The organism is Arthrobacter sp. BI5 (assembly GCF_056680065.1).
This window is the reverse complement of sequence record NZ_CM155264.1, coordinates 1194539-1206021: the sequence shown is the minus strand read 5'-3', so window position 1 is coordinate 1206021 and position 11483 is coordinate 1194539. Positions and strand designations below refer to the sequence as shown.

At 68.2% G+C, this 11483-nt stretch carries 12 protein-coding genes; 6 read left to right on the top strand and 6 right to left on the bottom strand.

Features of this window, described 5'->3' with window-relative positions; genetic code table 11:
• Positions 1-39 precede the first annotated feature (39 nt).
• The gene (locus AC1MED_RS05575; RefSeq protein WP_479785889.1) at positions 40-1029 is read left to right on the top strand and encodes a hypothetical protein; all 990 of its coding nucleotides are present in this window, start codon (positions 40-42) and stop codon (positions 1027-1029) included.
• Between the two features lie 3 nt (positions 1030-1032).
• Here the strand turns inward: AC1MED_RS05575 and glpX are convergent, their stop codons facing one another.
• Entirely contained in the window at positions 1033-2055 is a 1023-nt protein-coding gene (gene glpX / locus AC1MED_RS05570) for a class II fructose-bisphosphatase (RefSeq protein WP_346959535.1), read from the bottom strand.
• Between the two features lie 211 nt (positions 2056-2266).
• Here glpX and AC1MED_RS05565 point away from each other — a divergent pair, with 211 nt between their 5' ends.
• The 3 genes from AC1MED_RS05565 to AC1MED_RS05555 all read left to right on the top strand — a co-directional run bounded on the left by AC1MED_RS05565 (position 2267) and on the right by AC1MED_RS05555 (position 5078).
• The gene (locus AC1MED_RS05565; RefSeq protein WP_346959497.1) at positions 2267-2956 is read left to right on the top strand and encodes a DUF4245 domain-containing protein; all 690 of its coding nucleotides are present in this window, start codon (positions 2267-2269) and stop codon (positions 2954-2956) included.
• A gap of 9 nt (positions 2957-2965) precedes the next feature.
• Positions 2966-3580: a carbonic anhydrase gene (locus AC1MED_RS05560; protein WP_346959496.1), complete on the top strand. Its 615-nt coding sequence runs from the start codon at positions 2966-2968 to the stop codon at positions 3578-3580.
• 61 nt (positions 3581-3641) lie between these two features.
• A complete protein-coding gene (locus AC1MED_RS05555) occupies positions 3642-5078 on the top strand; it encodes a class II fumarate hydratase (protein WP_479785886.1) in 1437 nt (478 codons plus the stop codon).
• A gap of 128 nt (positions 5079-5206) precedes the next feature.
• On the opposite strand, the gene AC1MED_RS05550 is transcribed toward AC1MED_RS05555, so the two are convergent.
• The 3 genes from AC1MED_RS05550 to AC1MED_RS05540 form a co-directional block, all read right to left on the bottom strand.
• Positions 5207-5875, bottom strand: a complete 669-nt coding sequence (locus tag AC1MED_RS05550; RefSeq protein ID WP_479785884.1) for a VWA domain-containing protein — start codon at positions 5873-5875, stop codon at positions 5207-5209.
• Positions 5876-5982: 107 nt separating this feature from the next.
• Entirely contained in the window at positions 5983-6453 is a 471-nt protein-coding gene (locus AC1MED_RS05545; RefSeq protein ID WP_346959493.1) for an NUDIX hydrolase, read from the bottom strand.
• 9 nt (positions 6454-6462) lie between these two features.
• Positions 6463-7002: a prepilin peptidase gene (locus AC1MED_RS05540; protein ID WP_479785878.1), complete on the bottom strand. Its 540-nt coding sequence runs from the start codon at positions 7000-7002 to the stop codon at positions 6463-6465.
• Between the two features lie 93 nt (positions 7003-7095).
• On the opposite strand from AC1MED_RS05540, the gene AC1MED_RS05535 reads away from it, so the two are divergent.
• Positions 7096-7743, top strand: a complete 648-nt coding sequence (locus tag AC1MED_RS05535; protein WP_479785876.1) for a GNAT family N-acetyltransferase — start codon at positions 7096-7098, stop codon at positions 7741-7743.
• Between the two features lie 375 nt (positions 7744-8118).
• Here AC1MED_RS05535 and AC1MED_RS05530 read toward each other — a convergent pair whose 3' ends face one another.
• Positions 8119-9558 carry a PhoH family protein gene (locus tag AC1MED_RS05530; RefSeq protein ID WP_479785875.1) on the bottom strand — a complete coding sequence of 480 codons (1440 nt, stop codon included), beginning with the start codon at positions 9556-9558 and terminating at the stop codon, positions 8119-8121.
• Between the two features lie 235 nt (positions 9559-9793).
• Positions 9794-10555, bottom strand: a complete 762-nt coding sequence (locus tag AC1MED_RS05525; protein ID WP_346959534.1) for an isoprenyl transferase — start codon at positions 10553-10555, stop codon at positions 9794-9796.
• A gap of 154 nt (positions 10556-10709) precedes the next feature.
• On the opposite strand from AC1MED_RS05525, the gene trhA reads away from it, so the two are divergent.
• Positions 10710-11453 (top strand): PAQR family membrane homeostasis protein TrhA, encoded by a 744-nt coding sequence (gene trhA / locus AC1MED_RS05520; protein WP_479785874.1) that lies wholly within the window; start codon positions 10710-10712, stop codon positions 11451-11453.
• The last annotated feature ends 30 nt before the right edge of the window (positions 11454-11483 follow it).

Below are 11483 nucleotides of genomic sequence, written 5' to 3'. Positions count from 1 at the left end.
TAACCCAATTGACCGGCTCCCGTCGGCGCACACTGAAGCATGGCCCGACTTCCGTTGCCGCCGGAACTGCTTGCCGGCTCCTTCACCAGCCGGGACGCGCAGGCTGCGGGTGTCTCCCGCAAGCGCACCCGCCGGCCCGACGTCTACGTGCCCTCACGCGGGGTCAGGGTTCCCGCAGCGGCCACGGACGGGCCGGCGGCCAGCCTCCGCGCCTTCTCCGCCCTCGACGGCGAGTCGACGATCACGCATCACTCCGGCGGACGGTTCTGGGCCATGGGCCTGCCGGGCTGGCTCGAGGAGGACTGGCGGATCCATGTGGCCCGGGAGCGGGACAGCAGTAAACCGCGACGGCGGAACGTCGTCGGCCACCGGCTGACCTTCCTGCCGGGCGAGGTTGTAGTGGTGAACGGGGTGCGGGTCACTTCACCCGCCCGCACCTGGCTGGACCTCGCCGCTGTCCTGACACCGGACGAACTGGTGGCGGCCGGCGACTCGATCGTCGTCGCGCACGGGCCGGAGTTTCCGGTCCCCCGCATAGCGCTGGCAACGCTGGCGGACCTTGAACGCATGGTCTCGGCCCACCCCGGCATGCGCGGAGTGCGCACCGCCCGGGCGGCACTGCCGGACATCCGGGTGGGCTCGGATTCGCCGCAGGAAACGAAGATGCGGCTGATCCTCAGCCGGACCGGCCTGGGCGAACCCCTGCTGAACCACGTCATCCGCGACACCTGGGGCCGCGCCCGGGTCTGGCCCGACGCCGCCTACCCGGAGCACCGGATCTCCCTGCAGTACGACGGCGCTCACCACGCCGACCCGGGGCAGCTTCAACTCGACATCCGCCGGCTGGCCGCCACCGAGGGTCTCGGCTGGAAAGAGGTGCGCGTCTTCAAAGAAGACCTCGACGGCGAGCGGCCCTTCGTCGTTGAAAAAGTCCGGGCCGCCCTGGGCCGTCACAGCGCGGGCGAGCGTACACTTGGGGCCCCGAACCGGGTGGATTCGGGGCCCCAAGTGTACGTTCGCGCGATGTGAAGACTAGTTCTTGCGGGCGTAGCCCTCCCACTTGCTGGCCTGGTGCTCGCCGTCCACAAACCGGATGGTGCCCGACTTGGAGCGCATCACGATGGACTGGGTGAGTACCTTGTCCTTGGAGTAGCGGACACCCTTGAGCAGGTCGCCGTCGGTGATGCCGGTGGCCGCGAAGTAGCAGTTGTCGCTGGAGACCAGGTCGTTGGTGGAGAGCACCCGGTCCAGGTCGTGCCCGGCGTCGATTGCCTTCTGCTTCTCTTCATCGCTGGTGGGCCAGAGCCGGCCCTGGATGACACCGCCGAGGGACTTGATCGCGCAAGCCGCGACGATGCCTTCCGGCGTTCCGCCGATGCCCATCAGGGCGTCGACGCCGGTACCGGCGCGGGCGGCGGCGATGGCGCCCGCGACGTCGCCGTCCATGATGAACTTGGTCCGGGCGCCGGCCTCGCGGATTTCCTCGACCAGCGGGCGGTGCCGGTCACGGTCCAGGATCATCACGTTGAGCTGGTTGACCTTGACGCCCTTGGCCTTGGCGATGAGGTGCAGGTTCTGCTTGACCGGAAGGCGCAGGTCGACCATGTCGGCAGCTTCCGGGCCGGTGACGAGCTTCTCCATGTAGAACACCGCGGAGGGGTCGAACATGGAACCGCGTTCGGCCACGGCCAGGACAGCAAGGGCATTGTTGATGCCAAGGGCGGTCAGCCGGGTGCCGTCGATCGGGTCGACGGCGACGTCGCACTCGGGGCCGGTGCCGTCGCCGACACGCTCGCCGTTGAACAGCATGGGGGCTTCGTCTTTTTCGCCTTCGCCGATGACCACTACGCCGTTGAAGTGGACGGTTTGCAGGAAGGAGCGCATGGCGTCGACGGCGGCGCCGTCGGCCTTGTTCTTGTCGCCGAACCCGACCCAGTGGCCGCCGGCGATGGCCGCGGCCTCGGTGACGCGGACCAGTTCCAGGGCAAGGTTGCGGTCAGGCTCGTCGATGCCGACGGCGAGCGACGGGGAAAGCGTGGAGTACTTCTGGGTCATGGACGCTGGTGACACGTGAACCTCTTCTTCGAGTGGCGATCATTGAACCCGCGGCAGCCGGTCTCCGGCGGCCGCGGTGATTCGTCTGTTACTGATCATAGTCGCGGCGGCCTCCATCGGTCATGGAATGGCCGAACCGTGAAACGGCATGCTCCGCCCGGCACCCCTGCACCGAATGTGAGATCGGTCCGAAATGGGCGACTATAGAGGGGTGAATGAATTGCAGGACACGCCGCCCGAGGCCCCCGGACCGCCCGCCGGCGGAGCACGACATGACACCAACAGCGCCGCCGTCGAGCAGCCCGTCAAGCCCGTGATCCGCGCCGCGGCGGCAAAGCGGGCCAACGCCTCGGTGATCGGCATGATCATTGCGCTGGTCCTGAGCATCGGCGCCTTCCTGCCGGTGGTCTTGATGAATCCGTCGCCCAAGAGCGACGGCTACCGCCCGGACATCAACGTCAGCGCCATCGCGCAGAACGCCGCGGGTGTGGCGGGATTCACACCGGTCGCCCCGGAAACCGGCGACACATTCCGGTCAAATTACGCCCGCTGGGAGTCCGGCTCCGGCAGCGGCGTGGCCACCTGGGAGGTCGGCTACCTGACGCCCAAGGAATCTTTCATTGGCCTGGTCCAGACCCGGCAGGCCAATCCGACCTGGCTGCTGCAGCAGACCAAAAACGCCCCGGTGACCGGAACCCGGAACGCCGGCGGCCGCGACTGGGAGCTGCGCGACACCGGCAAGGGCGAGAAGTCCATGGTGCTGGACTATCGCGGGACCACCGTCATCCTGACGGGGCCCGCGCAGCTGGAGGAGTTCTCCGTGCTCGCCGCCGCGGTGGTGAAGTCGTTGGAAAGTAACCCGCCGGCAACGGTTTCACCTTCGGCCACTACCGCGCCGTAAAGTAGGTCCGTGGCTACTTATCTGACTCCCGCCCTCGCCTGGCGCCGCCTGCGTGAAGGCAATGAACGTTTCGTCGCCGGCGAGTCCTCGCACCCGAACCAGGACGCCTCGCGGCGGTCCTCCCTCGTGGAGAACCAGCACCCGTTCGCCGTCATCTTCGGCTGCGCCGACTCGCGCCTGGCCGCCGAAATCATCTTCGACCTGGGACTCGGCGACGCGTTTGTTGTCCGGACCGCCGGCCAGGTGATCGACGACGCCGTGCTCGGCTCGCTTGAGTACAGCATCAGCGTGCTTGGTGTGCCTTTGATCGTGGTCCTCGGCCACGACAGCTGCGGCGCGGTCATCGCGACCAAGGCCGCCGTGGAGACCGGCCAGATGCCGGTCGGTTTCATGCGCAGCCTGGTCGAGCGCATCACGCCGTCGGTGCTGACCTCGCTGCGGAACGATCAGCACGAGGTCAACGACATGGTGGTGGAGAACGTCAAGCAGACCTCCCAGCGCCTGGTGGACAGCTCGCGGGTGATTTCCGACGCCGTCGGCAGCGGCCGGGCCGCGGTGATCGGGCTTGCCTACAGCCTTGCCGAGGGCCGCGCCGATCTGGTCTCGGGCATCGGCGAGCTCTAGGGGCGTTTCAGCGCCGGTTCACGGTTTTCGGTGGGACGCTTGGGCCGAATAAGCTAGCCCCATGACTTCCACAGCAGATTTGAACACTGAAGAGTTCCGCATTGAACACGACACGATGGGCGAAGTCCGCGTTCCCGTGAACGCGCTGTACCGCGCCCAGACGCAGCGTGCAGTCGAGAACTTCCCGATCTCCGGCAAGACACTGGAGCGCGCCCACATCGAGGCCCTCGCCCGGGTCAAGAAGGCTGCTGCCCAGGCCAACGCAGAACTGGGAGTGCTCGACGGCGAGCTGGCCCAGGCCATTGCGGATGCCGCCGACGAGGTTGCCGCCGGGAAGTACGACGGCGACTTCCCGATCGACGTTTTCCAGACCGGCTCCGGGACCTCCTCGAACATGAACACCAACGAGGTCATCGCCGAGCTCGCCTCCCGCGCGCTCAAGGCGGCCGGCAGCGAGAAGGTCGTCCACCCGAACGACCACGTCAACGCCTCGCAGTCCTCCAACGATGTTTTCCCGACGTCGGTCCACGTGGCGGCCACGTCCGCCCTGATCAACGACCTGATCCCGGCGCTCGGCTACCTCGCCGACTCGCTGGACCGCAAGGCCGCCGAGTTCAAGGACGTCGTCAAGTCCGGCCGCACCCACCTGATGGATGCCACCCCGGTCACGCTCGGCCAGGAGTTCGGCGGCTACGCCGCGCAGGTCCGCTACGGCATCGAGCGCATCAACGCCTCCCTCCCCCGCGTCGCCGAGGTTCCGCTCGGCGGCACCGCCGTGGGCACCGGCATCAACACCCCGGCCGGCTTCCCGGAGCGCGTCATCGAACTCCTCGCCGCCGACACCGGACTGCCGCTGACCGAGGCCCGCGACCACTTCGAGGCGCAGGCCAACCGCGACGGCCTGATCGAAGCGTCCAGCCAGCTGCGGAACATCGCGATCTCCTTCATGAAGATCAACAACGACCTGCGCTGGATGGGCTCCGGCCCCAACACCGGCCTCGGCGAAATCGCGATCCCGGACCTGCAGCCCGGCTCCTCGATCATGCCCGGCAAGGTCAACCCGGTCATCTGCGAGGCCTCCATCATGGTCTGCGCCCAGGTCATCGGCAACGACACGGCGATCGCCTGGTCCGGCACCAACGGCGCCTTCGAGCTGAACGTCGGCATCCCCGTGATGGCCGCCAACCTGCTCGAATCCGTCCGCCTGCTGGCCAACACCAGCCGCGTGATGGCCGACAAGATGATCGACGGCATCACCGCCAACGTGGAGCGTGCCCGCTTCCTCGCGGAGGCCTCGCCCTCCATCGTCACGCCGCTGAACAAGTTCATTGGCTACGAGAACGCCGCCAAGATCGCCAAGAAGGCCGTTGCCGAGGGCCTCACCATCCGCGAGACCGTCGTCGCCATGGGCTTCCTGGAGCGCGGCGAGCTGACCGAAGAGCAGCTCGACACCGCCCTGGACGTCATGTCCATGACGCGTCCGCCGCACAAGGCCTAGTCAGGCCACGGGCCCGCGGCCCGCACGCCCAGTCCGACGGCGGCCGGCACTTTCCCAGCGGAAGGTGCCGGCCGCCGTCGTGCGTTTAACCGTCCGGCTGCCCTTGCCCCGGGTGCCGGCAGGGGCTCCTACTCCAGGGCAACCTCGCCGCCGGCGGCACGGCGTTCCTCCGCGGTGTAGGCGGAGTAGGCCGCGGCCTCGTCCAGGCTGGCACCCGCCATGCGGGCCTCGCGCAGCCGTCGGGTTTTCGCGGACTGCCCGGAGAAGGCAGCGTCCACGTTGCCGGCAGCGTACGTCAGGGCGTCTTCGGCCCGGATGCCCAGCCCGTGCGCCGTCAGGACCGCGTCCTGGTTCGCTCCGAGGTAGGTGAACTGCCAGCCCCACTGCTGCTGCTGGCGTTCGACCAGCGCTTTGACCATGGCCCCGCTAGCCTCGCGGGAGGAATTTTCGTGGCCGTCGGTGAGCACAGCCACTAGCACGGTGCCCGGGCGTTCGTGCTCGGGCAGCGCAGCCAGCTCCGCCCCGGCCTCCCCGATCAGCCGCACCATGGCGTCGTGCAGGGCCGTGCTCCCGCGGGGCTGGAGCACCAGGGGAGGCACCTCCTGGATATCCACCGCGGTATAGACGCGCTCGTAGACGTCGTCGAACTGAGCCAGCGAGAGCTTGCACCGGCCCGCCACCGCCTGCTGCTCGCGGACGAACGCGGCGAAGCCGCCCACCGTGTCATCGGCGATGGAGCTCATGGAACCGGAACGGTCCAGGAGCACGTACACGTGCGTCAGTGCTGAATTTGTCATGCTTCCCCATTTCCGGCCCGGGCGCATGGCCCGGGCCCACTGTCGCCAGCCGAAGAGCTGGATAGCAGCAGGCTACGGCGGGGCTGCGACAATATCGCCCCGACCGCTCAGCTCCGGAAGTGCGCAGCGCCGTCCGGGTCCCTGGCCTGGTCAATCGACTCCAGATGGCCCGGCATCAGCTCCGGGAACTCCTCGGGCCGAAACCAGCCCACGGCGAGGGATTCGTCGTCGTTGACGCGCGCCTCGCCGGAGACGTAGCGGCACCGGAACACCAGGGTCAGGAAGTGGCAGACATCCCCGTTGGGGTAGATGGTGGGGCCCACTGCGTCGACCGAAACCAGCCTCTCGGCGACGGCAACCACACCCGTTTCCTCCAGCACCTCCCGCAGCAGGCCGGGCGCCGGCTCCTCGCCCGGTTCGAGGATCCCGGTGATGAGCCCCCATTGACCGTTGTCGGCCCGCTGGCCGAGCAGGACCCGGCCGGCGTCGTCAAACACCACGGCGCGGGCGCCGGGGATCCACAGGCTCTCGTGGCCGATCTTTTCGCGCAGTTTCAGGATGAATTCCGGGGTGGCCATCCCGCCAGCCTAGCCCGCCGGCAGCAGCAGCATGGCAGCGGCAGTCCCGGCCAGCATAAACGGGCCGAACGGGATGTCCGATTTCAGCGTTCCGCGCCGCGAAACCAGCAGGGCCACACTCCAGAGTCCGCCGAACAGGAAGGCCGCGAACGTTCCGGCAAAGACGTGCCCCCAGCCGAGGAACCCGAGGTACATGCCCAGCACCCCGGCGAGTTTGACGTCGCCAAAGCCCATCCCCGGCGGATAAACGGCCCGCAGGAGGAAATAGAACAGCCAGAGGACCACCCCGCCGGCCACGACCCGGAGCCCCGGCACGCCGAACAGCCCGGCGCCCGAGCCGGTTACTGCCGCGCCGGTTACTGCCGCGCCGACTAGCAGGACGCCGGCCACCGCGTAGGAGGGAAAAATAATCCGGTTGGGCAGCAAGTGGTGCCTGACGTCGATGACCGTCAGTCGCGCGGCCATCACCGCGAAGTAGGCGCACGCCAGCAGCACCAGCCAGAAGGCCAGCGGGGCGGCTCCCCCGAGTTCGCCGAGTCGATGGATCACCCTCGGATGCTACTGGATACTGCCGCCCGCGCGCCGCTCCCCGCGGGGCGTGTGTGACTGGCGGCCGCGGGAACCCGCCGCTAGGCTTCCGGGATGATCGCCCCCGGCTCCTACTGGCCCCCGTTCGCCCTCTCACTGGCCACGCCGCGCCTGACCCTCCGTCCCATCCGGGACGAGGACATCCCGGCGGCGGTGGAAGCGGCCCTGGCTGGCGTCCACGAACCCGGCCGCAGCCCGTTCAGCCGGCCCTGGGCGGAAATGCCGGCCGAGGAGCTGGGCCCAAACATGGCGCAGTGGTACTGGCGCTGCCGTGGAAATATGTCGCCGCAGGAATGGACCCTGCTGCTCGGCATCTGGCACGACGGCGAGTTCATCGGCTGCCAGGACGTCGAAGCCAAGGACTTCGCCACCCTGCGGACGGTCAGCACCGGCTCCTGGCTCACCCGCCGCGTGCAGGGCCGGGGACTGGGCAAGGAGATGCGCGCCGCCGTCGCCCTCTACGCCTTCGACTGGCTGGGCGCCGAAGTCGCCGAATCCGAGGCGGCCACCTGGAACCAGCAGTCCCTGGGCGTCTCCCGCTCCCTCGGCTACGAGCTCAACGGCGTCACCCGCGCGAACTGGGGCGGCAAACTCCAAGACTCCCAGCGGGTCCGCCTCACCCCCGCCACCTTCAAACGCCCCGACTGGACCCTCAAAGTCCAAGGCCACGAACCCACGGCAAAATACCTGGGCATCGGCTAGCCGAGCGGGAACACGGCGTCCCGCCGTCGCTTAGACACCTCCCGTCGCTGCGCTCCGGTCGCTGAGCGACCTTCGCTCCGCTCTGGTCGGCGATGCGCTCCTCTGCGGGCCCCCGCAGCCCCGCGTGGGTGAAGGACGCACAATGCGTGCGGCGCACCGACGCTTGGGCGACGCACGCACGAGCCGCGCCGCGGGCTCTTCGCGTAGTCGCGCATCGCGATGACAGCGGCCCCGGAGGTCGCCCAGCGACCGCAGCGGGTCGCCGTCGTCGTGTCTAAGCGACGGCGAAGGGCCCGCGGCCCGGCGGACCCAACCACGCCACACGCCGAAGGGGCCGCGGCCAGGCGAACCCGACCACGGCCCCTTCGACAGAGCCTAGATCTCCGCGCCCTCCAGCATGTCCGTCACCAGCGCAGCAATCGGCGAGCGCTCGGAGCGGGTGAGGGTGATGTGGCCGAAGAGCGGGTGGCCCTTGAGGGTTTCGACGACGGCGGCCACGCCGTCGTGCCGTCCCACCCGCAGGTTGTCGCGCTGGGCGACGTCGTGGGTCAGGACGATCTTGGAGTTCTGGCCGATCCGGCTCATCACCGTGAGCAGCACGTTCTTTTCGAGCGACTGCGCCTCGTCCACGATCACGAAGGCATCGTGGAGTGAACGGCCGCGGATGTGCGTGAGCGGCATGACCTCCAGCATGCCGCGGTCCATCACTTCCTCGACCACTTCCTGGCTCACCAGCGCGCCCAGCGTGTCGAAGACGGCCTGGGCCCATGGGTTCATTTTTTCGGACTCGGAGCCGGGCAGGTAGCCGAGTTCCTGACCGCCGACGGCGTAGAGCGGCCGGAAAACGATCACCTTGCGGTGCTCCCGGCGTTCCAGGACGGCTTCGAGGCCGGCGCACAGAGCCAGGGCGGACTTGCCGGTGCCGGCCCGGCCGCCGAGGGACACGATGCCCACGGACGGGTCCATCAGGAGGTCGATCGCGAGCCGTTGCTCGGCCGAGCGTCCGTGCAGGCCGAAGACGTCCCGGTCGCCCTTGACCAGGCGGACCTGCTTGTCGGCTCCGACGCGGCCCAGGGCGGAGCCCCGGTTGGAGAGCAGCACCAGGCCGGTGTTCACCGGAAGTTCGGCCGCGGCGGGGATGAAGACGGGTTCGTGGCCGTAGAGGGTGGCGACTTCGTCCTCGGCGGCGTCGATCTCCGCGATGCCGGTCCAGCCGGAATCTTTGACCAGCTCGTTGCGGTATTCGTCGGCGAGCAGGCCCATGGCGGAGGCCTTGACCCGCATCGGCAGGTCCTTGGACACCACGGTCACGTGGCGGCCCTCGTTGGCGAGGTTCTTGGCGACGGCGAGGATCCGGCTGTCGTTGTCGCCGCCGCGGAATCCGGCCGGCAGCACCTCGGCGGAGATGTGGTTCATCTCAACCATCAGGGTGCCGCCGTCGCGGCCCAGCGGGATGGCGCGGTCCAGGCCGCCGTGCTCCACCCGGAGGTCATCGAGCAGGCGCAGCGCCTTCCGGGCGAAGTAGCCCAGTTCCGGGTCGTGCCGCTTGCTTTCAAGCTCGGTGATGACGACGATCGGCACAATGACTTCGTGCTCGGCGAAGCGCAGCAGCGCCCGCGGATCCGAGAGCAAAACGGAGGTGTCGATGACGTAGCTTCGGGCAGTCTCCCCCGCTGTTCCTTCCCCGGAAACAGCGGGACCGGCCGCAGCGTCGGAATGCGCTGTGCCGGTCTGTGAGGTGGCTCGCTTGGCGCGAGAGGTAGCTTTCCCGCCCTGGTCAGAGATGACGCCGGGCAGTTTTTCAGAAATAGCCACATCGACTCCAGCCCCGGGCCGCCGGCCCGGAATTGTTAGTGGTGAGGCGGCTCGGCCTTGAGGCCGGACGCGGCCTCCCATACACCCGGTGCGAACTTCCGCTCCATGTACTGGCCTCCCCGATCAGCCGGCGGTTTACCCGCTGATGGGATTAACGTACGTCCGCGGCGGGCGCATTGCCGGTCTATTTTTCGGCGATTCCTGTGGCCATCAGGTGAAGCCCGGATTAACCGCGTCAGGAGCCGAAGCGGCGCTGCCGGCCGGCGTAGTCCCGCAGGGCACGGAGGAAGTCCACCTTGCGGAAGGCAGGCCAGAGCGCTTCGCAGAAGTAGAACTCGCTGTAGGCGCTTTGCCACATCAGGAAACCGGAGAGCCGCTGCTCCCCGGAGGTGCGGATCACGAGGTCGGGGTCGGGCTGGCCGCGGGTGTAGAGGAAGCGGGAGATGTCGTCGACACTGAGTTCATCGGCCAGCTTGCCGATGTCGGCGCCGCGGGCGACGGCGTCGTGCAGCAGTTCGCGGACGGCGTCGACGATCTCCCGGCGGCCGCCGTAGCCGACGGCGACGTTGACGTGGATCTTTTCGTGCACGGGCGTGCGGGCGGTGAGTTTGTTGAGCCGCTCGGCGAGGTAGTCCGGCAGCAGTTCCGGGGCGCCCATGGCGTGGACCGAGATGTCGGCGTCCTCGTCGAGGCGGTCCAGGGTGTTGGCGATGATGCCCATCAGCAGGTCCAGCTCTTCACCGGAGCGGTTCATGTTGTCCGTGGAGAGCATGTACAGCGTGACCACCTTGATCCCGAGCTCCTGGCACCAGCCGAGGAACTCGTGGATCTTGTCCGCACCCGCCTGGTGGCCCTGGCTGGTGGGGGCGTTGAACTGCCGCGCCCAGCGCCGGTTGCCGTCGACCATCACGCCGATGTGCTTGGGGACGCGCTCCGGGTCCAGGGACCGCTGGAGGCTGCGCTCGTAGAAGCCATACAGGAACCCGGGCAGTTCCATCCGGAGATTCACCTGGCTTCCTTGGGGTCTGACGGCAGTGCATTCCTAGGCTACCCGCCGGACGGCTCCTCCCGCGCGCACCGCGGGCGCGATTCATGCCCGACCGCGTTGTTACTCACCGGTAACTTACCGCGTCGTAGGTTAGTATGGCGGGATGGAGAGCACCAGTCCCGAGCCCGGACCCGGACGGTCCGCGGACAGCGGCACCGGCCCGGCGCGCCACGAAAACAGCCCGGTGGACGACGCAGCCGCAAGGATCGCGGAGCTCCTGATGATCAAGCCGAAATGGCGGGGCTGGATCCACACCGTCACGGCACCGCTGGCCTTCGTCGCGGGCTTGGCGCTGGTGCTCCTGGCCCCCACCACCGAACTGAAAATCGCCTCAGCGGTCTATGCCTTCACCGGCGTGCTGCTCTTCGGGGTCAGCGCCGTCTACCACCGCGGAAACTGGTCCCCCGGCGTGAAGATCGTGCTGAAGCGGCTGGACCACACCAATATCATGCTGGTCATTGCCGGCAGCTACACACCGCTGGCGTGGGCGCTCCTGGCCCGGCCTACGGCCGTCGTCCTGCTGTGGGTGATCTGGTCCGGCGCGGTGCTGGGCGTGCTCTTCCGCCTGCTCTGGACCCACGCTCCGCGCTGGCTTTACGTGCCGATCTACATCGCCCTGGGCTGCGGCGCCCTGTTCTACCTGCCGGATTTTTTCGCCGCCAGCGTTCCCGCCGCGGTGCTGATCTGCGTCGGCGGCGCCCTCTACATCGCCGGCGCCGTTTTCTATGCGTTGAAAAAACCCAACTTCAGCTACCGGCATTTCGGCTTCCACGAGCTTTTCCACGCCTTTACGGTCTTTGCCTTTGCCGCGCACTACATCGCGATCGCGATCGCCGTCCTCAGCTGACCCACCCTCGGCCCGCCGCCCTCGGCCCGG

Coding starts and splice junctions, on each gene's coding strand:
- AC1MED_RS05575 (WP_479785889.1), top strand. CDS start 40: ATGGCCCGACTTCCGTTGCCGCCGGAACTGCTTGCCGGCTCCTTCACC.
- glpX (WP_346959535.1), bottom strand. CDS start 2,055: ATGACCCAGAAGTACTCCACGCTTTCCCCGTCGCTCGCCGTCGGCATC.
- AC1MED_RS05555 (WP_479785886.1), top strand. CDS start 3,642: ATGACTTCCACAGCAGATTTGAACACTGAAGAGTTCCGCATTGAACAC.
- AC1MED_RS05550 (WP_479785884.1), bottom strand. CDS start 5,875: ATGACAAATTCAGCACTGACGCACGTGTACGTGCTCCTGGACCGTTCC.
- AC1MED_RS05545 (WP_346959493.1), bottom strand. CDS start 6,453: ATGGCCACCCCGGAATTCATCCTGAAACTGCGCGAAAAGATCGGCCAC.
- AC1MED_RS05535 (WP_479785876.1), top strand. CDS start 7,096: ATGATCGCCCCCGGCTCCTACTGGCCCCCGTTCGCCCTCTCACTGGCC.
- AC1MED_RS05525 (WP_346959534.1), bottom strand. CDS start 10,555: ATGGAACTGCCCGGGTTCCTGTATGGCTTCTACGAGCGCAGCCTCCAG.
- trhA (WP_479785874.1), top strand. CDS start 10,710: ATGGAGAGCACCAGTCCCGAGCCCGGACCCGGACGGTCCGCGGACAGC.